This is a genomic window from Luteolibacter luteus (genome assembly GCF_012913485.1).
In the GTDB taxonomy this organism is placed as follows: domain Bacteria; phylum Verrucomicrobiota; class Verrucomicrobiia; order Verrucomicrobiales; family Akkermansiaceae; genus Haloferula; species Haloferula lutea.
In genome coordinates, this window is the sequence record NZ_CP051774.1 from 4906354 (window position 1) to 4926309 (window position 19956).

The window sequence follows — 19956 nt, forward strand, 5'->3', positions numbered from 1 at the left end:
GCGGAGGGGAAGGGGTGGCGCTGGATTTTTCCCGCGGGCCGTCATGTTCCCGTCATTTTCACGAGCTAGTCCTTCCGGTGTTCCTACGGGAAGACGCTCATGAAAATCACCACACGCATTTTCGGAACACTCGCGCTGGCGATGCTGCCGCTCGCCTCAAAGGCCGAAGGAATCCACCGCATGGAATTCCTCCCGGACGAATGGCATCTGGCCGGGTTTGAAAACTCGCTCGACCTGAGCGGAATCGCTGCGGCCAATCCCCAGCAATGCCTGGTTGGCAGCGATGAGTCCTTCTACATCCAGCCTGGGGTGATCGATCACGCCAAGAAGCGGATCGAGTCAAAGCGTCCGATCGCTCTTTCGATCCAGAATACCGGAAAGGGTGGTATGGAAGTGGACATCGAGGGGGTAGCCTTCTCACCGGAGGACCAAGCCTACTATGTCGTCGGCTCCCACGGTCTCGGGAAGAAGAAGGGAGACTTCCAGCCGGACCGGCATGCGGTTTATCAAGTGCCGGTCGATCAGGGCGGCAAGGTGCTGAGGGATAAAATCCGCCGCACCAGCTTGCTGCCATGGCTGGAAAAGACGCCGGTGCTGGAGGATCACGTGAAGCAGCCGCTCCAGCAGAATGGCCTGAACATCGAGGGCCTCACCTACGCAAAGGGAAAGCTTTTCTTCGGCTTGCGGGCTCCAAACAAGAACGGCCGGGGCTTCGTGATCGAGTTGGCTCCGAACGATCTTTTTACGGGGAAGCCCGGCAAGCTCCAGGTCCATGACATTTCGATTCCGAAGGGCCGGGGCATCCGGGAAATCGCAGCAGTAAAGGATGGGTTCATCATTCTGTCGGGAAACGCCAGCGCCGAGGCTTCAAAGAAGATCCCGGTGACGATGGCTCCCGGTCCGGATGATCGCTTCGATGTCTATTTCTGGAACGGCACGGATGCCTCCGACTGCGTGAAGCTCGGCAGTCTGCCGCAGAATGGAGGCAAGGCGGAAGCCCTGTTGATTCTAGAGGACATGCGAGACCACGTGGACATGCTCGTCATTTTCGACGGCTTGCAGGGAGGCGAACCGATGACCGTCCGCTTCCACCGCTGAGAAAGGCCGCGCCAGATCATCATCCCGTCATGGAGACGGACTACCTTTGAGAACAAATCAAACAATACCAAGATCATGAAGACCATCGCAACCATCAGTGTCCTCGCCCTTGCCACCTCGTTCGCGAGTGCTCAGACCCAGCGTCGTGAAATCCGCCTCGCCGATTGCCCGCAGGCTGTCCAGTCCACGATTCAGAGCAATGCCCGGGGCGGCCATATCGATGAAGTCGATTTCATCAGCATCGACGGCAAGGAGATCTACATCGCGGAAGTGGATTTGCCGCGTGACCGCGACTTGAAGGTTTATGTCTCCGGCAATGGCACCTTGTCGAAGACGCTGGAAGACATCGCCCTGCGTGAGGCACCGGAAGCGGTCCGCAATGCGGTGCAGGGACTGGGTGGCACTGTCGATGATGTGGATAAGGAAATCGCCGGCCAAGTGGTCACCTATCATGTGGAGATCGAACGCCACGGAGCCCGCGATCTCGACGTGGTCGTGTCGTCGGATGGCACGATCCTGAGCCAGACCGAGGACGCCGACGACTGATCCGGGAAACATTCGCAACGCCGGAGGTGGACGGGTTCCACCTCCGGCGTCATGCTATCCACGGCCATGAGACTTTTGATCGTAGAAGATGCCTCCCGCCTGCGCGCCACGCTCGGGCAGGCGCTGACGCGGATGGGCCATGCTGTCGACCTCGCGGAGAATGGCGATGAGGGCGATATTATGGGGCGCACCACGAAGTATGATGCGGTGGTGCTGGACCGGATGATGCCGGGAAAGGATGGGCTGGAGGTCTTGCGCGGCTGGCGACGCGATGGAATCGATACACCGGTCCTGCTGCTCACCGCGCTGGATGGGATTGAGGAAAAAGTCAGGGGACTCGGCGATGGCGCGGATGATTATCTGACGAAGCCCTTTGCCCTCGCGGAACTCGTCGCACGTCTGGAAGCGCTTTCCCGCCGCCGCTATGCGCAGCCGGATCCGAAGGTGAACGTCGGGCCGCTGGAGATCGACACAGCGGCCAAGGCGGTGAGACGGGAGGGGGAAGATATCTCTCTGACGGCCCGTGAATTCGCTCTCTTGGAATGCTTGGCGCGTCGGCCAGGCCAAGTCCTCAGCCGCGAACAAATCGAAGCCCAGCTCTACGCCGAGCTGGACGGACCGCTGAGCAATGCGGTGGACTCCGCCATCTGTTCCCTGCGCCGGAAGGTCAGTCCGCCCGGCACTCCGCCGCTGATCCACACCCGCCGCGGATTGGGCTACGTGCTCGAAGCATGATATCGATCCGCTGGCGCCTCACGATCCTCCTTTGCCTCGCGATGGGCACGCTGCTCGTCGCGACGGGTGTCGGGGTGTTCTTCGGGATGCGGCACATGCTGCGGGAGCAGTTTGATGCCACCCTGACGGCAAAGGCGACGGCGCTGATCACCGCCTCGGAGATCGACGATGGGGAATTCGAGATCGATCTCACCGTCCAGGACTTCGCGGGCTTCGGCTCGGAGGATGGCGACTACTTTGAGATCCGCAGGATGAGTGGGGACGTGTTTCTTCGTTCGCCATCTTTGATTTCCGCGAAGATCGAGATCGGAAAGGAGGGGAAGCCGCCTAAGAACGACGAGGCGCGGATCCGGGAAGCCAAGCTCGGGGATGGTCGGCCTGCTCGCTTCTACATCCAGCGCTTTTATCCGAAGGACGACAAGAAGCGCCGCTACCAGGACCTTTTCCTGATCGTGGCCAGTCCTGTGCGTGGCTTGCAGATCCAGCTCGCGCTGCTGGCTACCGTGCTCGCGGTTGCCGGGAGCGCGGCCTTGCTGCTGATGGTTCCGGTGATCCGGCTCGGGATGGGGAGCGGCTTGCGACCGCTCGACAAGCTTTCCTCGGAGGTTCGGCAGATCCGCCCGGAGAACCTTCATCAGCGTCTCGCTACCGAAAAGCTGCCAGCTGAACTGGTGCCGGTGGCGGAGAGCCTGAATGCCTGGCTCGGTCGGCTGGAGGCGTCGTTTGATCGCGAGCGCCGCTTTAGCAGTCACGCGGCGCATGAGTTGCGAACGCCATTGGCCGAGCTGAAGAGCATGGCGGAACTTGGAGCCATGTGGCCGGAGGAGGCGACACCGGAGCGCTGTGCCGAGATGGTGACGGTAGCGAATGAGCTGGAAGCGCTCTTGGAGAAGCTCTCCTTGCTAGCCCGAGCGGACGCAGGGCGTCAGCCGGTGGAGAGGGAAGAGGTGAATCTGGAATCGAGCATCGGGTCGGTCATCTCCCGTCTGGAGGCGCGGGCTCAAGAGAAGGGGATTCGCTTCGATCGCCGCATCTCCGGAGACACGATCAGCACGGATCCGGTGCTGTGGACGACCATTCTGCAGAACCTTCTGGGGAATGCTGTGTCGCACGCTCCCGAGGGATCGGTGATCGCGATTGAAGCCTCGCCGCAAGGACTTGCAGTGAGCAATCCGGCACCGGACTTGGATCGGGAAGATCTGGAGAGGATCTTCGAGCGCTTCTGGCGGAAGGATGACTCGCACAGCGGCTACGGGCACTCGGGGCTGGGGATGTCCATCGTCAAGGCATGCGCCGGGCTGCTGGGTGCCGAGTGCAAGGCGAGCCTGGGCGAAAATGGTGTGTTCCGGGTTGAGCTCGGGGGGCGGGCGGCCTGACCTTGGCCAAAGAGAAGAGCCGCACCCGTTGGGATGCGGCTCTGCTTAAGAGGATGCTGCCGGTTGGCGTTACAGCGAGAAGGTATCTTCCGCCGGGTTCGAGCCGATGGCGATCTGGGCTTCGCCGTTGGCAGCGAGGTGGGTCAGGCAGTGATAGATGTCTTCTGCATCGGCATCGGTTTCGAAGGCGATTTCCTGGGCGGTCTTCGCTTCCGAAATCAGGCGGCTGCGTACTGCGCCGAGGAGATCGAGGAAGACGGCAGCGGCCTTCTTGCCTGCCTCCACGCCGGGCTGGTGATAGGCGTTGATGTTCACCAAAGAGGCGTAGAAGGACACCGCGCGTTCGAAGAGGGCGATGAGGACGCCGAGCTGGAACGGGGTGACCTCCGGGATCGAGATCGTGATCGACTTGCGTCCGGAGTCGTAGAGGGCCTTGCGGGTCCCGCGAAGGAAGCCCTGCAAGTAGTCGGCGGAGCTATTGCCCGGCTCGACTTCGATCGACTCGCCGTGGCGGCCCTTGCGGACTTCGATCAGGGTCGCGAAGAAGTTCGGCACACCGTCGCGAAGCTGTTGCACGTAGGCGTGCTGGTCGGTGGAACCCTTGTTGCCGTAGACGGCAATGCCTTGGTTTACCTTGTTGCCGGCGAGGTCGAGTTCCTTGCCGAGGGACTCCATGACGAGCTGCTGGAGATACTTGGAAAACAGGACGAGCGAGTCCTTGTAGGGAAGGACGACCATGTCTTTCTCACCCTTGCCATTGCCAGCAGCATACCAAGCGAGCGCGAGACGCATGGATGCGTTCTTGGCCGCATCGTGCTTGCGGGTTTCCGCATCCATCGCGGCGGCACCGGCGAGGAAAGAGTCGATGTCGATGCCTTGGAGCGCGGCGGGGACGAGGCCCACGGTGGACATCACGGAAGTGCGTCCGCCGACCCAGTCTTCCATGGGGAAACGGGCGATGAAGCCTTGTTGCGTCGCGAAGTGGTCGAGCTTCGATCCTTCGCCGGTCACGGCCACGGCGTGCTTGCCGAAGTCCATGCCCGCGGCGTCATAGGCGGCCTTGGCTTCAACCATGCCATTGCGGGTTTCCGGAGTGCCGCCGGACTTGGAGATGACCACCACCAGCGTGTGGGCGAGGCCGGCCACGCCGATATCGGAGAGCACGCGGTCGATGCCAGCAGGGTCGGTATTGTCGAAGAAATGGATCGGCATGCGGGCATTGTGACCGATCGCTTCAGCCACAAGCTGTGGGCCGAGGGCGGAGCCGCCGATGCCAATGAGAAGGATGCGCTGGAAGATGCCCCCACCCGGTGGTTTCACTTGGCCGGTGTGAACCTTTTCGGCGAAAACCTTCAAGGCGGCGAGCGGCTTGGTTACGGCGTCGCGCAACTCTTGGGTCGGAGCGAGCTCCGGCTTGCGCAGCCAGTAGTGGCCGACCATGCGGCCTTCGTCGGGGTTGGCGATCGCACCGCTTTCGATGGCTGCGATGTCAGCGAATGCTTTCTCCACCTTCGGCGCCATTTTCGACAGGAAGGCGTCGTCAAGATCCATCAGGGAGGTGTCCAGCGAGAAGCCGAACTGAGGATAGCGGATGAGTGTGGAAGCGTAGTTGGACCAGGACATGTTCGGAAAATTGCTAATGGCTAAGCCCTAATTTTCGGACGGGGAAAAGAGGGTAGGAGATGGCGGGCTACTGGCAAGCGGCGGGAATGTCACGGGCATCCCGTGGCGATGAGAAGAATTCAATTACTCGATGACCCGGCCCGATGCTGGTATGATTCCGCCGAACTCAATCAAATACGAGAATCGACTCGATCTTGTGACCGCCGAGTTTTTCCCGGCCGTTCAGGAAACCGAGTTCCAAGAGGAATGCCACGCCGACGACATTCGCGCCCAATTGGTCGAGCAGGGCCAGCGCCGCTGCAGCGGTGCCGCCGGTGGCGAGCAGGTCATCGATCAGGAGGACGGTTTCCCCCGGTGCCACAGCATCGCGGTGGATCTCCACCACGGATTCACCGTATTCCAAGGAGTAGGACATCTGCCGCGTTTCCCATGGAAGCTTTCCTTTTTTCCGCACCGGGACGAAACCGGCGCCGAGGCGATCCGCCACGGCTGCCGCGAAAATGAAGCCGCGGGCATCGATGCCGACCACCTTGTCGATTTTCTGGCCGCCCGCGGTATCGCAGAGGAGGGTGATCGAGTCACGGAAGAGACCTGCGTCACTCAGGATCGGCGTGATGTCCTTGAAGATGATTCCCGGCTTCGGGAAATCGACGACATCACGGATGGCGGAGCGCAGGGAGTCCGGGGAAGGCATGGACCGTTAGCTAAGCCAAGCCAAGGACCGGGCCAAGCTGGAATATGGAGAGGCTGGAGGTTCATCGCCCCCAGCCCCGGAATGTTTTTTCAGCGGCCTTTGCTGATCTTCTGGCCAACGATCTTGCCGGATTTTTCTTCGACCAGCCAAACGGACTCGGAGCCTCGATCAAGGAGCCCTTTCACCCGGTAATCTACCCCGGCTTTGGGCGTGAAGGAAATATCCCCGGAGACGTGCCGCGAACCACCGAACAGTCCATCGACCATCGCAGGACCGTCTGCCGCGTAAACCGTGCCTCCAGTGAGTGTCAGCGTCACGGGTTGCGGCAACACTTGGATCTGGGGTTCTTGGACGGCGAGCACCGGCCCACCGCCGACGGGGGTGGCCACTGCGCCACGACCTGCGATCAGCTTTCCATTCACCTTGGTTACCGTGAAGGATTCACCCTTGAAGACATTCTTTTGGGCGGCGGTGCCCCGGATCGTTGCGACCGGACCGCTGTAGTCAGTGGGAAGGTTGTAATATTGGACGCAACTGGGGAAAGCTACGGTGGCAAGGGCTGCGGCAAGCAGTTTCAGGCGAGGGGCTATTCTCATGCGCGCGATCTCGTGCCGGGGAACGGAAGGATTTGTCAATCAAGGTCCAAGGGGATGCGCAAAATTCCAGTTCGGTGGGGGCTCCCGGCAGGCGGCGGCACCCGGTGCCGGTGCATTGTCGCCTGATTGTGGGCTTGCGCGGTCGGGAAATGAGCGGCAAGGGAGGGGGGTGGACCGCTGGTTTCTGATCGCCGCTACCGCCCTCGCAGCCGTGGGCGGGATCAATGGCATGTGGACGGTTCACCGGGGCACGCGGAGCCGCTGGACCCTAACCTGGATGGTGGCGGCTTTTTTGGCCCAGCTCGGTTTCCTCTATTATCGGGGGCAGGCCCGGGGTGCGTGTCCGCTTGTGGGGATCGGGGAGATCCTCGCATTCCTCGCTTGGTCGCTGACACTCTTCTACTTGGCGGTCGGGCCGACCTACCGGCTTTCCCTTCTTGGCGTCTTCACCGCTCCCTTGGTCACGATCATCCAGACCGTCGCGCTTTTGCCGGGTGTCTGGATCTCGAATCCGGAGAAAATGCCGCCCACCGATCCTTGGCGGGAGACCCATGCGGCGACCTCCGTGCTCTCGTACGGTGCACTCGCCTTGGCCGCCGTGGCCGGGGTGATGTTTCTGGTGCTAGACCGGCAGTTGAAAGATCATCACCTCCAGTCCGGTCTTTTTCGCAACCTGCCGCCGGTGAGAGAGCTTCTGAAATCCATGGTCCGCCTGCTTTGGATCGGCGTGATCCTGCTTACGATCGGAGTCGTCGCCGGCTTCATGATGCCCCGGCAGGCATCGGGGACGCCGCACCTGATTGCGGCGACCGGGGTGTGGCTGAGCTATGCAGCGCTGATTTCGATCCGGTTGGTGAGAGGACTGACGGGCCGCAGGACGGCCACCATGACGGTGCTCCTCTTCATTGCTTCTCTTTCGGTTTTTGCCTTGGTGTGATGGAACTCGTCTGCGTCGGTCTGAATCACCGCACCGCGCCCGTCGAGGTTCGCGAGCGCTTCGCCGTGCCCCAAGGGAGGCTGGGCGCCTCCGCCAAGGAACTCCTCGGGATCGACGGGCTGGCGGAGAGCGTGGTGCTTTCCACCTGCAACCGCACCGAATTCTACCTCGCGGGCGACCATGCCGAAATGGCTGCAGCCGAACTCCGGCGCCGCCTCGCGCAGGCGCACGGCGCTGACTCGGATCCGCATTGGTATGAGCATCATCGGATCCAAGCGGCGAAGCATCTGTGCCGCGTGGTCAGCGGGCTGGACTCGATGGTGCTGGGAGAAACGGAAATCTTTGGCCAAACCAAGGATGCTTACCAGCAGGCACTCAGCGCGGGAGCGACATCCGGTGTCCTGAACCGTGTCTTCCAGCGCGCTTTCGGGATCGGGAAGAAAGTCCGCACGGATACCCGGATCCAAGAAGGGGCAACTTCGGTAGCTGGAGCCGCCGTCGAGCTTGCGGAGAAAATTTTCGGCAAGCTGGCCGGTTGCCGGGTGATCGTGATCGGGGCGGGTGAGATGAGCCGCCAGACCGCGCAGGCTCTCGTTTCACGTGGAGCCTCCACGGTCTTCGTGACCAACCGCTCCTACGACAAGGCCGTGGGCTTGGCGGAGGAGATGGGCGGGCGCGCTGTTCATTTCGACGAATGGCAGTCCGTGCTTGCGGGCGTGGACGTGGTGATTTCCTCGACCAGCGCGCCGCATCCGGTGGTGCTGCCGCATCATATCGAATCCGTGCGCCGTATCCGGAAATTCCGGCCGCTGTTCCTGATCGACATCGCCGTGCCGCGCGACATTGATCCGGCCTGCGGCGAGATCGAAGAGGCCTACCTTTACGACATCGACACCCTCGAGCAGCTCGCTGGTGAAGCCCGCGCGCGGCGGGAAAAGCAGATCGCCGAGTGCGACCGCATCATCGAGGAGGAACTGATCAAGCTGAATTTACCCGGTACGTGAGCGAAGAGATCCAACAAACCGTCATTGGCACCCGCGGGAGCGATCTCGCGCTGGTGCAAGCCGCCGCCGTCGAGCGCACGCTGTCGCTCGCCTTTCCCGACCTGCGCCTGCATCGCAGGGTGATCCGTACGACGGGCGACCGTCGGACCGATGTGGCGCTGAAGGATGTGGCGAAGGCTGAAGGCACGGACAAAGGAATCTTCACCAAGGAACTGGAAGAAGCCTTGCGAGCGGATGAGATCGACATCGCGGTGCATTCGCTGAAGGACGTGCCGACGATCATTGACGAAGACTTCGAGATCGCAGGGGTGCTGGCGCGCGCGCCCATCCGTGACGTGCTGGTTTCCCGCAACAGCGGTGGACTCGATGGTCTGGCTTCCGGCTCGGTGGTCGGCACCAGTGCGGTACGCCGCGCGAAGCAGCTCCAGTGGCTGCGCCCGGATCTCAAAGTAGTGGATCTGCGCGGCAACGTGCCGACCCGCCTGCGCAAGCTGACCGAAGGTGCGTATGATGCAATCCTGCTGGCCGAAGCTGGATTGACGCGTCTGGGCTACCGCATGTCCCTGCCCGTCACCATTGGAGGGGCCACGCTCCACTTTGCACCGCTGGCAGAGGACTTTTTCTACCCAGCCGCAGGGCAGGGGGCCATTGGCTTGGAAATCCGGAAGGGCGATGAGGCGGCCGCCGCTCTTGTTGGCGGTATCCGCGATGCATCGACTTTCGTCCGCGTGCGTGCGGAGCGGGAATTCCTGAGGCTGCTTGAAGGCGGCTGCAGCACCCCGGTGGGTGTTTATTCAGTTTACCATGGCGACATGCTCCAGATGGATGCCCGTGTCTTCCCGGAACAGGGCGGCGAGCCCGCCACGGCGAAGGCCCACGGCAGTGATCCGCTGAAGGTGGCCCGTCAACTTTTCGAATCCCTCGCATGAGCACTCCCGGCATTTGCTATCTCGTCGGCGCCGGTCCCGGCGACCCAGGTCTGATCACGGTACGCGGCAGGGAATGTGTCGAAATGGCGGACGTGCTGGTGTACGACGCCCTTAGTAGTTCCCAGTTCCTCCGCTGGACGAAGAAGGGCTGCGAGAAGATCAACGTGGGCAAGCGCGCCAAGGATCACACGCTTTCCCAGGAAGGGATCAATGCGCTGATCGTCGAGAAGACCCGCGAGGGCAAGACGGTGGTCCGGCTGAAGGGTGGCGATCCGATGATCTTCGGCCGTGGTGGAGAGGAGGCCGCGGAACTGGCGGCCGCGGGCGTGAAATTCGAGATCGTGCCGGGCATCAGCTCGACCATTGGCGGGCCGGCCTATGCCGGCATCCCGGTGACGCACCGCGACCATTGCTCGCAGCTGACCATTTTCACCGGTCATGAAGATCCGACCAAGCCGGAGAGTTCCATCGATTATGCGCATCTGGCGAAAACTCCGGGCACGAAGGTGTTCGTGATGGGCATGGCCCGCCTGCGCGAGATCACCGCGTCCCTGATCGAAGGTGGGGCGGAGGCTTCCACGCCGATCGCCCTGACGCGCTGGGCGACGACCGGTTCGCAGAAGACCATCACCGGCACGCTGGCGGACATCGCGGACATCGCCGAGCGGGCGGAGTTCGGCTCGCCCGCCGTGGCGGTCATCGGCGGTGTGGTGACGGAGCGCGAGAAGATCAATTGGTTCGAGACGAAGCCGCTTTTTGGAAAGCGGATCGTGGTCACCCGCACCCGCGAGCAAGCCGGCGGCCTTAGTCGCGAGCTTTCCATGCTGGGTGCCGACGTGATGGAACTGCCGACAATCCGGATCGAGTATCCGGATGACAAGGTGGGCTTCGCAGAAGGGGTCACTCACTCGCACGAATACGACTGGCTCGTCTTCAGCAGTCCGAATGGCGTGGAGCGGTTCTTCGATGCCTTCTTCGCGACTTATGAGGACGCCCGCAGCCTTGGCAATCCGCGGATCGCGGTGATCGGCAATGGCACCGCGCAGAAGGTGAAGGAATACCGCTTTGGCGTGGATCTGATCCCGGAGAAGTTCGTTGCGGAAGGCCTTGTCGAAGCTTTCGCCAACGAATCGATCGAAAACCTCACCGTGCTGTGGGTGCGTGCCGAAGAAGCCCGGGATGTGATCTATGACGGGCTGGTGGCGCTCGGTGCGATCGTGGACGAATGCATCGCCTACAAGACTGTCCCGGAAACGGAAGATCCCACCGGTGCGGCTGCGCGCCTGACGGAGGAGGGAGCGGATCTCGTGACCTTTACCTCCGCCTCTACGGTGGAGAACTTCTTCAAGCTGGGTCTGCCATGGCCGGAAGGTTGCGCGGCGGGCAGCATCGGACCCGTGACTAGCGAGGCTTTGCGGAAGCAAGGCGTGGAGCCGACCTTCGAAGCGCCGCAGCATGATATCCCGGGCTTGGTCGCCGCGATCCGGAAATGGGCAGGGAAGTAGCCGCTCCTTTGTCCTTGCGCCTGAGGGCGTCATCGGGAGAATCCCCGCCCCGCGAGGCCGGGACCAGACCCCATGAGCGCAAACGCAAGCTATCAGGAGATCGGTGAAATTTTCGACCGTCACGATTCCTTCGTGATCCTGAGCCACGTGCGGCCGGATGGCGATGCGATCGGCTCCCAGCTCGCGCTCGCTTTCTCGCTGGAAGCAGCGGGGAAGAAGGTCCGCGTGATCAACGAAGACGGCCTGCCGGACAACCTGCGCTTTTTGCCGGGCTCCGACCTCGTCGAGTTGCCGCCGGCCGAGCCGCTGGACGTCGAAGTGGCGATCGCGCTTGATACCGCAACCAAGCCACGTCTCGGCAGCAACGCTCTGAATGCCGCTTCCAAGGCAAAGCTCTGGCTCAACATCGACCACCACAAGTCGAACCCGGCGTATGGCGATGTGAACCACATCGATTCCTCTAGCCCGGCGACCGGAGAAATCCTCTACAAGCTGATCACGGCGCTGAACCTGCCACTGCCGGATCAAACGCGTGACGCGATCTACGTGGCCGTGTCCACCGATACCGGTTCCTTCCAGTATCCCTCCACCACGGAGAACACCTACCTGATGGCTGCGGATCTCATCCGCCGCGGGTTGGATGTGGGCCGGATCAATTCACAGACCTACGACAGCCATCCTTACCGCCGCGTGGAGCTGATGCGCGCGCTGCTCAACACGCTGGAGTTGACCGGTGAGGACCGTGTGGCCCATTGGGAGCTGACCATGGCTACCGCTGAAAAGCTGGGCCTGAAGCCTGAGGACAGCGAAGGTTTGATCGACATCATTCGCGCGATCGATGGTGTGACCGTGGCGCTTTTCTTTGAAGAACTTCCCGACGGGAAGATCCGCGTGTCCATGCGCTCGAAGGATCCGCGGGTGGATGCCAGCGAGGTCTGCGGCCAGTTCGGCGGCGGTGGCCACGCCCTCGCGGCGGGTATCCGCATGGCGGGCCCGATTGCCGAAGCGAAGCAGCGCGTGCTGGAAGCCGTTTGTGCGGCGATGCCGGTGGCTTGAGATTTCCTTTTCGTTTTTCCGACTACATGAACCGACCGATTCCCGGACCCGTGGTTCCCAGCGGCGTGCTGCTGGTGGACAAGGCCCCTGACATGACCTCGCACGACGTGGTCGCGATCGCCCGCCGCGCGTTGGGCACGAAGAAGATCGGCCACTGCGGGACGCTGGATCCGATGGCTACCGGCCTGCTGATGCTGGTGGTGGAGCGGGCGACCAAGATCCAGGACCTCCTGATGAGCGAGGACAAGGAATACGAAGGCACGCTGACTCTGGGCAAGACGACCTCGACCCAGGACCGCCAGGGTGACGTGCTCGAGGAGAAGGAAGTGCCTGCTTTCACTGCGGCGCAGATTGATGAGGCCTTCGCCGGCTTCACCGGCGCCTTCGAGCAGATCCCGCCGATGGTTTCCGCGATCAAGAAGGACGGTGTGCCGCTCTACAAGCTGGCGCGCAAGGGCCAGGAGGTCGAGCGGGCTCCGCGCCCGGTGACTGTCTCGAAGTACGACATCCGTCGTATCGAACTGCCGGAGGTCGATTTCGTCGTGAATTGCTCAAAGGGCTTCTACGTCCGGACCTATGCCCATGACATCGGCGCGAAGCTCGGTTGCGGAGCTCATCTCAGCGCGCTGCGTCGGACCCGCTCCGGCCGCTTCACGCTTGAGCGTGCCCTGACCGTGGACAAGATCAAGGAGATGCCTCGCGAGGAACTCTGGCGTTCGCTCGTCAGCCTTGCCGAGATCTCACTGATGCGCGGAGCTTGATCGTCCGAAGCTCGGGGCGATGCGATCGATCCGGTTCGTCCAGATCCCGCCCCGGTATCCTTCGGGCAGCCGCTTGAGATCTTCCACCCGGTCGAAGCCGGCGGAGAACTCTCCTTCGCCCCCGACGAGGATGACTCGGGTTCCAACCTTTTCCATCCGGGAAAGGAAGCGGTCCGGCCAGCCCCAGAGAATCGGTGCGTATTTTTCCGGGATATGGATTTGGGTGTGGCGGCAGGAGTCGGGCACGTAGCCGGTCCAGCCGGTGGCGATGTAGCTCAGGACGCCTTTTTTCAAGGTAGCCTTCGACATCGTGCGGAGGTCCGGGAGTTCCCCTCGCAGCGATTGAATGGGGCTATCTCCCCCATAGACGGCGAGCAGGGCGCGGCGCGGCTGGGGGAGCGCTTTCAGCACGGCGGCGAGTTTGCGGCCCTCTTCGGGATCGTTGCTTTTAATGTGGATGAGGAGGGACTTGTCCGGGAACTTCGCCAGGACTTGATCAAGCGAAGGCATGAGCCCGATGCCCTTGCCGCGGAAAGGGAAAGTCCTTCCGTCATCCGCGGTGTAGCCGTAGCCGACATCCAGTTTCTGGAGATCGGAGAGGCTGTGCTCCCGCGTCACGCCTTCACCGTTGGTGCGGTAGTCGAGGATCCAGTCGTGGAAGACGGCGAAGTGTCCATCAGTGGTCGGATGAATGTCGAACTCCACGACATCGGCACCATGGGCGAAGGCTGACTCCATGGAGGCGATGGTGTTTTCCAGATAGGGGTGCTCGGGCGGGTGAATCCGTTTCGAGGTATCGGTGTCATTGCCGACGCCAGCCATGTCGAAAGTCTGCGACATGCCGCGGTGGGCGAGAAGCAGCGGTCCCCTGGAAGTTGGTGCTGCCAGCCAGGAGGCGTTATTGAAGTACACGAAGACGAGCAGTAGCCCGAGAGAGATCAGGCTGCGCTTCAAGGCGTTCTTCCGCTTCATCCGGGGGATGATCGATAGGGAAGGGAATCATGCCATCCAAATGACGCGACCCGGTCCTAAGCTTGGTTCCACTTGCGGTGGGAGATGAAGGGCCTTGCCCGGTTGGCGATCTCCGGTGGCGTCAACTTACCGTCTTGGACACCGTCCGCGAGATCCACGGCGATCGCCCGCTTCATCACCTCGTCTCGTTTGATGGTCCCGGATTCCTCAAGGAGTTGGAGCAGGGATTCGATGATCAAGCCTGCCTGACCGAGATCGTTCTCCAGTTGCTCGACCCGTTTTTCCAACACCTGGCTGCGTGAACTCTCCCAGCGGCGATCGCGCTCTTCACGGAACTGGCGCTGGCCATCTTGATGGGATTGCAGCCGCTGGCTTTCCGCGATGCTGCGCAAGTGGCTGGCTTGGGCCTGTTCGGGGAAGAAGAAGTCGAAGAAGCTCATGGTGGTGGGATTGTGCAGAAAGGCGCGAGGGAGGCGATTACAAGAACGATCCCGTCTTGCATCGAGGGGTCTATACGCCGACCGGCATATGGACGAAATGCCCGGAGGTCCGGATGATGGGCCGATGCTCACTCACCACCCCTTGTCCATTCTTTCACGATGCTGCATAGCCTCGGCACTTCTTCTCCCTGGTGGAGTGGGGGCCGCGATGGTGATCTATAGCTTTGATGCCAATCCCGAGCTGGATCCCTACCGGGTATCCTTTGGCTATGGGGCGGGCTTGCCGTCTTCCTTTCTGTCCCCGGAGTTCGATCCGGATGGCACGGGGTTCAAGGCCAGCTTCGGAGGGGATGCCCCCGCGGGCACCTTCGCACTGGCTTCTCCGCTGCCATCCGGATTCCTAGTGAACATTCCGAATGCCAGGATGAGTTCCTTCGCGCTCGAAGAAGCGAACGGGCATGATTCCAACAATCATCCGCTGACGATCACCACCAGTCTAGCGATCACGGCGGTCAGCTTCGAGTGGCGGTCCTATGCGATGCCTTTCAAGGGTTCTTTCATCGTGGTGAGCGATGGTATGGGAAAGACGCAGGTTTTTGGTGACGATCATTCGATGGGATGGCAAGTCACCGACGAATGGGGGGCGACTCACGCCGGAGGTCTTGCCGCGGGCTCCGCAATCTTCGAGACGAGTGCTCCGGTGACTTCGATCACGATCACTGCCTACGAGCGCAGGGACGACGGACAGGGTAGCTTTACCGACTTTGTATCCGGTGTCGGGATCGATGATTTGACCTTCACCGTGGTTCCCGAGCCGGGAGCACCGCTACTCGCGATCTTTGGGATTGTCCCCTTGCTCCGGCGTCGGAGGACAAGCTGATCGGCGCAAGCCAAGTAGTCAGGAGAGATTGATGAGGTTTCTTCGCATCTCTTCGGCGACTGCCGCGGGGGTGTCTCCGAAGAAGCGCTTGAACTCGCGATTGAACTGCGAGGCGCTTTCATAGCCGACGAGACGGCAGGCGCTGTTGGCGGTTTCGCCTTGGTTCACCATGAGCAGGCGCGCCTTGTGAAGACGGATGGTCTTCAGGTATTGCAGGGGCGGTGAGCTGGTCACGGCCTTGAAATGGGCGTGGAAGGTGGAGAGGCTCATGCCTGCCTCGCCGGCCAGCGTTGCCATGTCGATGGGCGTGGCGAAGTCATTGTGAATGCGGTGGAGCGCGCGGCTGATCTGGCCGAAGTGGGTGTGCGGTGCGGCGAGCGCGCGAAGGGTGCCGCCTTCTTCACCGCAGAGTACGCGGTAGAGGATTTCCCGTGCGCATTGCGGGCCGAGAATGCGTGCTTCGTCGGGATTGGCGAGGGCCTCGACCAAGCGGACCACGGCATCGTAGAGGCGATCATCGAGCGGTGTGGAGCGGATGGCTTCCGGCTTGCCCATCGGGATCGGCTGCGTCCTTTCCATTTCCATTATCAGCTCTGCGACGGAGGTGGGTGAGACGCCGATGGAGATGCCGAGCAAGGGGCCGTCCGGAGACGAGAGGGTTTCGCATTCGAAGGGGAGGGGCACCGAGAGGACGAGGTATTGGTTCGCGTCGTAGGTGTAGACGTGATCGCCGATGTAGCCGCGCTTACGACCTTGGGCGACGATCACGATGCTGGGATCATAGGAGACTTTGGTACGGAGGATCGGAAAACTGGAGCGCATGAACTTCACGCCGGGAAGAAGGGAGGGAGTGTAGCCCTCTTGGATGGCGAGAGGATCAAGCAAGCGGGCCAAACGGGTGTCGCGAGGCAAAGGGATGACGTCGGTTTGTCCGGCGGTGGTTCTCCTTGGTTTGCTGCTCATGAGAGGAATAGGCAATCAGGATGGGTGATTTGGCAACAGGAATCCGATGGGTCATAGGATTGTGCAATCCTTTCGGCCCATCAGGTATTTCGGGGAAGTCCGCTGCGGGCTAAGGTCGAATCATGGAAAGGCGATAAACGCTTTCCCTCCTCAGAAAGAAAAAGATGAGCATCAACACTGAATCGAAAGTTGTCCTGATCACCGGAGCCAGCAGCGGTATCGGTGAAGCCACTGCCCGGGTATTGGCCCGAAAGGGTCACCGTCTCCTGATCGGTGCGCGCCGTGCGGATCGTCTGGAGGCGCTTGCCAAGCAACTCCGCGAAGAAGGTGGCACGGTCGAGTTTACCTCGCTGGACGTGACGGATCTCGAAGATGTGCGAGCCTTCGCGGGCCTCGCGCTGGAGAAGTTCGGCCGCATCGACGTCATCGTGAACAATGCGGGCGTGATGCCGCTTTCCCCGCTCGAAGCGCTGAAGATCGATGAGTGGAACCAGATGATCGATGTGAACATCCGCGGGGTCCTGCATGGCATCGCCGCGGCATTGCCGGTGATGAAGAAGCAAGGATCCGGTCAGGTGATCAATGTGTCGTCGATCGGCGGTCACCAGGTGTGGCCGACCTGTGCGGTGTATAGTGCCACCAAGTATGCGGTGATCGCGATCTCCGACGGGCTGCGCCAAGAGAATCGGGACATCCGCGTGACGGTTATCTCGCCTGGCGTGACGACCTCCGAACTGGCTCATACCATTACCGATCCGGACACGGTGAAGATGATCGATGCCTTTCGCGAGGTGGCGATTCCCGCTGAAGCGATTGGCAAGGCGATCTCCTTTGCGATCGAGCAACCCGATGACGTGGATGTGAACGAGATCATCGTTCGCCCCACAGCCAGCGCCTACTGAGCCAGGATAAACACGAAACCAACACGACCATGAGTGCAGGATTGATTCCGGTTTCCCGTCGTCTGCCGATGTCGAGGAGATTGCAGGCGCTTTCCCCAGGATGGAGGCAAGCACTTGTCTTGCTCGCGCTCGTCCTCTTTGTGCTTGCGGCGATTTTCCCTGCCAGTGGTGGAGGCACTGTTACGAAAGGCGTAAGAGCGTCGCTTCCATCGCCGTGCGAGCTCCTCTTTTGTGATGGCTCTGCCCGGCAGGGGAAGGCCGCGAATGAAAATCCCGCGGATCAGGTGCGCTACGTGGATGGCGTAGGTTTTGTCATTCCCGGCCTGGCGGATCGTTCTTCTTCAAAACTCTCAAAACACTTCTAACCGATTCTACCCATGAACTTTCAAAACAAGATCGCCCTCGTTACCGGCGGAAGCCGCGGCCTCGGCCGGAATATCGCCCTCGAACTGGCCCGCAAGGGCGCGGACATCGTGCTGACCTATCGCGAACGCAAAAGCGATGGCGAATCCGTGGCCGCAGAGATTAAGGCGTTGGGCCGAAAGGCAGAACTGCTCCAACTCGATGTGGCCGATACCAAGGGCTTTCCCGCCTTTGCGGAGGCCTTGAAGGCTGTCCTCGCTTCGCGCTGGCAACGGGACAACTTCGACTTCCTGCTCAACAATGCGGGGATCGACTCCTCGGCTCCTTTCACGGAGATGACGGAGGAGAACTTCGACCGGCTCTACAACGTGCACTTCAAGGGAGTGTATTTCCTCACGCAGAAGCTGCTGCCGCTCATCGCGGATGGCGGACGGATCGTGAATACCTCCAGCGGTCTCGCCCGTTTCGCGATTCCCGGCTACTCCGCCTATGGTTCGCTGAAGGGCGCGGTGGAGGTGCTCACGCGCTACCTTGCGAAGGAACTCGGGCCGCGCCGGATCAATGTGAACCTTGTGGCTCCGGGGCCGATCGAGACGGACTTCACGGCCGCTCATCTCGGGCATGAGGGCGTCCGTGAGTTCCTTGCGGCGCAGACCGCATTGGGACGTGTCGGTGTGCCGGATGACATTGGGGGTGTTGTCGCCTTCCTGTGCTCGGAAGAGGGGCGCTGGGTGAATGCGCAGCGAGTGGAGGCCTCCGGGGGAATTTTCCTGTAAGGGGATCGATTTCCTGGGTCGCGTGGGGAGGGTGCATCATCGTCCGGAACTGAGCAGTTTCCGGCAGGGTGTCTTCTCCGCGCGGCTTGGAAGGTCGCGCTACTTCGAGGCATTCTCCTTGACCCGCAGCTTTACGATCTTGCGGATCAGGGGGAGGGGGAGTTTCTCGCCGATGGGGAATCGGAGAGTTCCTTTTTCGCAGTCCAATGGTTCGAGTTCCTTTTCCAACGCTTCGTGGATGCCTGAAGTGACCGGATAGAAGCCGATGTGTTTCTTGAAGGCCCCGAAGTGGACGAGGTTGCCGTTCAGGGTGAAGGTAGGCAGGCCATATTTGATCGTCTCTTCCGCTTTTGGCGCAGCGTTCCGGATCTCGGATCGGATTTGCTCAAGGAGCGGCCGGACGTTTTCCGGCTGCTTCGAGATGTAGTCGTCGATGCCGCCGCTTGCCTTCATGGACAAAGCAAGTATCACAAGATGCGATGTCCAGCGAACCGGAAAGCATCTTCATCTGGGACTTCGATGGCACCTTGGGCTATCGCGAGGGAATGTGGTCCGGTGCCTTGGCGGATTTGTCGCGGGGCCTGAGGCCCGATCTCGCACTTGGCCCGGAAGCTTTCCGCCCGCACCTTCAGAGCGGCTTTCCGTGGCATGATTGGGAGCATGTCCGAAAGCCGCAATCACCGGACGAATGGTGGCAGGCCATGTCGGAGGTGATCCACCGGGCTGTGGCGAAAGTGGAGAGGCTGGCCGCGGCGGACTATGACGCGATCGTGGCAGGGATTCGCGATGAATATCTCCGAGCGGACAGCTGGGCGCTTTTTCCCGATGTCCTTCCTTTCTTCTCCTCGCTCTTTGCCTCCACCAAGCGACACGTGATTCTCTCCAATCACGTGCCCGAGTTGGAGGAGATCCTCCGATCGCTCGGAATTCGCGATTACTTCGAGGCGGTCTTCAACTCTTCCCTCACTGGGATTGAGAAGCCGCATGCCGAGGCCTTTGCACAGGTGCTCCGTGCTTATCCGGATGCCAGCGGATTGATCATGATCGGAGATAGCTATGAAGCAGACATTGCTCCGGCGGAGTCGGCTGGAATTCCCGCGGTGCTACTGCGTAATTCTGATCCTCGTGCCCGTTGGAGTTGTCGCGGGATGGACGAGTTGCCTCCGCTTCTCGGAGAGATTGCAGCCTCCCGGTCACTTGTGCTTCGCAGTGGCTACGGAGGTCAGGCGGTCAATATAGGCAAGTAGCAAGGCGGAGAGCACGAAGGCGAGGTGAATGATGACCTGCCACATCATGACGGCGGGCTCCATGCGCTGCGCTTCAATGAAGGTCTTGAGGAGGTGGATGGACGAAATGCCAATCAGGGCGGTCGCGAGCTTCACCTTGAGGATGCCGGCATTCACGTGGGACAGCCACTCCGGTTGGTCGGGATGTTTGTCCAGATGGAGGCGGGACACGAAGGTCTCATAGCCGCCCACGATCACCATGATCAGGAGATTGGCGATCATGACGACATCGATCAAGCCCAGCACGGTGAGCATGATCTCGGTTTCCGTGATCTTGTTCGCTTTTCCAACCAGGTGCCAGAGCTCGATGAGGAAGTGGTAGACGTAGACGCACTGGGCAATGATCAGGCCCACGTAGAGCGGGGCCTGAAGCCAGCGGCTCAGGAAGATGAAATTTCCCAGCATCCGGTGGCCCGGGAAGAGGTCTTGGCGGGAGTGGTCGGATGGCGGGCTAGGAGAGACGTCCATGGTCAGGGAGATGCGGCGTTATCGGGAAAATAGCGCAGCAAACTCG

General features: G+C 61.2%; 22 protein-coding genes. 14 read left to right on the plus strand and 8 right to left on the minus strand.

The genetic code is table 11. The features are described from left to right. The first annotated feature begins 99 nt into the window (after positions 1-99). From HHL09_RS20210 to HHL09_RS20225, 4 genes are all read left to right on the plus strand, one after another. A complete protein-coding gene (locus HHL09_RS20210; protein ID WP_169456439.1) occupies positions 100-1098 on the plus strand; it encodes a DUF3616 domain-containing protein in 999 nt (332 codons plus the stop codon). A 75-nt stretch (positions 1099-1173) separates the two neighbouring features. Beyond that, complete coding sequence (locus HHL09_RS20215; protein ID WP_169456440.1) at positions 1174-1644, plus strand: hypothetical protein; 471 nt, start codon at positions 1174-1176, stop codon at positions 1642-1644. A 66-nt stretch (positions 1645-1710) separates the two neighbouring features. Further along, the gene (locus HHL09_RS20220) at positions 1711-2379 is read left to right on the plus strand and encodes a response regulator transcription factor (RefSeq protein WP_169456441.1); all 669 of its coding nucleotides are present in this window, start codon (positions 1711-1713) and stop codon (positions 2377-2379) included. After that, complete coding sequence (locus HHL09_RS20225) at positions 2376-3755, plus strand: sensor histidine kinase (RefSeq protein WP_169456442.1); 1380 nt, start codon at positions 2376-2378, stop codon at positions 3753-3755. The genes HHL09_RS20220 and HHL09_RS20225 overlap by 4 nt, the downstream gene beginning before the upstream one ends. Before the next feature lie 69 nt (positions 3756-3824). Here the strand turns inward: HHL09_RS20225 and HHL09_RS20230 are convergent, their stop codons facing one another. The 3 genes from HHL09_RS20230 to HHL09_RS20240 form a co-directional block, all read right to left on the minus strand. Then, entirely contained in the window at positions 3825-5378 is a 1554-nt protein-coding gene (locus HHL09_RS20230; protein WP_169456443.1) for a glucose-6-phosphate isomerase, read from the minus strand. Positions 5379-5544: 166 nt separating this feature from the next. Beyond that, complete coding sequence (locus tag HHL09_RS20235; protein WP_169456444.1) at positions 5545-6072, minus strand: adenine phosphoribosyltransferase; 528 nt, start codon at positions 6070-6072, stop codon at positions 5545-5547. An 89-nt stretch (positions 6073-6161) separates the two neighbouring features. Further along, entirely contained in the window at positions 6162-6668 is a 507-nt protein-coding gene (locus tag HHL09_RS20240; RefSeq protein WP_169456445.1) for a hypothetical protein, read from the minus strand. 169 nt (positions 6669-6837) lie between these two features. Here HHL09_RS20240 and ccsA point away from each other — a divergent pair, with 169 nt between their 5' ends. The 6 genes from ccsA (at position 6838) to truB (ending at position 12860) form a co-directional block, all read left to right on the plus strand. Beyond that, the gene (ccsA, locus tag HHL09_RS20245) at positions 6838-7605 is read left to right on the plus strand and encodes a cytochrome c biogenesis protein CcsA (protein WP_169456446.1); all 768 of its coding nucleotides are present in this window, start codon (positions 6838-6840) and stop codon (positions 7603-7605) included. After that, positions 7605-8609, plus strand: a complete 1005-nt coding sequence (gene hemA, locus HHL09_RS20250) for a glutamyl-tRNA reductase (RefSeq protein WP_169456447.1) — start codon at positions 7605-7607, stop codon at positions 8607-8609. Before ccsA ends, hemA begins: the two co-directional genes overlap by 1 nt. Next, positions 8606-9538, plus strand: coding sequence for a hydroxymethylbilane synthase (gene hemC, locus HHL09_RS20255; protein WP_240963670.1), 933 nt, complete (start codon positions 8606-8608; stop codon positions 9536-9538). Before hemA ends, hemC begins: the two co-directional genes overlap by 4 nt. Then, complete coding sequence (gene cobA, locus HHL09_RS20260; RefSeq protein WP_169456448.1) at positions 9535-11043, plus strand: uroporphyrinogen-III C-methyltransferase; 1509 nt, start codon at positions 9535-9537, stop codon at positions 11041-11043. The genes hemC and cobA overlap by 4 nt, the downstream gene beginning before the upstream one ends. 72 nt (positions 11044-11115) lie before the next feature. Then, complete coding sequence (locus HHL09_RS20265) at positions 11116-12099, plus strand: DHH family phosphoesterase (RefSeq protein ID WP_169456449.1); 984 nt, start codon at positions 11116-11118, stop codon at positions 12097-12099. A 26-nt stretch (positions 12100-12125) separates the two neighbouring features. After that, positions 12126-12860 (plus strand): tRNA pseudouridine(55) synthase TruB, encoded by a 735-nt coding sequence (gene truB / locus HHL09_RS20270; RefSeq protein ID WP_205760890.1) that lies wholly within the window; start codon positions 12126-12128, stop codon positions 12858-12860. On the opposite strand, the gene HHL09_RS20275 is transcribed toward truB, so the two are convergent. Together HHL09_RS20275 and HHL09_RS20280 are read right to left on the minus strand one after the other, a co-directional pair. Beyond that, a complete protein-coding gene (locus tag HHL09_RS20275) occupies positions 12840-13832 on the minus strand; it encodes a glycerophosphodiester phosphodiesterase family protein (RefSeq protein WP_169456450.1) in 993 nt (330 codons plus the stop codon). The two genes, truB and HHL09_RS20275, sit on opposite strands and share 21 nt — an antisense overlap. Positions 13833-13888: 56 nt before the next feature. Next, positions 13889-14272, minus strand: coding sequence for a hypothetical protein (locus tag HHL09_RS20280; protein WP_169456451.1), 384 nt, complete (start codon positions 14270-14272; stop codon positions 13889-13891). A 124-nt stretch (positions 14273-14396) separates the two neighbouring features. Here HHL09_RS20280 and HHL09_RS20285 point away from each other — a divergent pair, with 124 nt between their 5' ends. Beyond that, entirely contained in the window at positions 14397-15152 is a 756-nt protein-coding gene (locus HHL09_RS20285) for a hypothetical protein (RefSeq protein WP_169456452.1), read from the plus strand. 18 nt (positions 15153-15170) lie between these two features. Here the strand turns inward: HHL09_RS20285 and HHL09_RS20290 are convergent, their stop codons facing one another. Next, complete coding sequence (locus tag HHL09_RS20290) at positions 15171-16115, minus strand: AraC family transcriptional regulator (RefSeq protein WP_169456453.1); 945 nt, start codon at positions 16113-16115, stop codon at positions 15171-15173. A gap of 164 nt (positions 16116-16279) precedes the next feature. On the opposite strand from HHL09_RS20290, the gene HHL09_RS20295 reads away from it, so the two are divergent. After that, positions 16280-17017, plus strand: coding sequence for an SDR family oxidoreductase (locus tag HHL09_RS20295; protein WP_169456454.1), 738 nt, complete (start codon positions 16280-16282; stop codon positions 17015-17017). A 377-nt stretch (positions 17018-17394) separates the two neighbouring features. Next, on the plus strand, positions 17395-18156 hold the full coding sequence (locus tag HHL09_RS20300) for an SDR family NAD(P)-dependent oxidoreductase (RefSeq protein WP_169456456.1): 762 nt from the start codon (positions 17395-17397) through the stop codon (positions 18154-18156). Positions 18157-18255: 99 nt separating this feature from the next. Here HHL09_RS20300 and HHL09_RS20305 read toward each other — a convergent pair whose 3' ends face one another. Continuing rightward, positions 18256-18609 (minus strand): iron chaperone, encoded by a 354-nt coding sequence (locus HHL09_RS20305; protein WP_169456457.1) that lies wholly within the window; start codon positions 18607-18609, stop codon positions 18256-18258. A gap of 26 nt (positions 18610-18635) precedes the next feature. On the opposite strand from HHL09_RS20305, the gene HHL09_RS20310 reads away from it, so the two are divergent. Further along, the gene (locus tag HHL09_RS20310; RefSeq protein ID WP_169456459.1) at positions 18636-19403 is read left to right on the plus strand and encodes an HAD family hydrolase; all 768 of its coding nucleotides are present in this window, start codon (positions 18636-18638) and stop codon (positions 19401-19403) included. On the opposite strand, the gene HHL09_RS20315 is transcribed toward HHL09_RS20310, so the two are convergent. Then, complete coding sequence (locus tag HHL09_RS20315; RefSeq protein ID WP_169456460.1) at positions 19350-19910, minus strand: TIGR00645 family protein; 561 nt, start codon at positions 19908-19910, stop codon at positions 19350-19352. The genes HHL09_RS20310 and HHL09_RS20315 overlap by 54 nt on opposite strands. Positions 19911-19956: the final 46 nt, after the last annotated feature.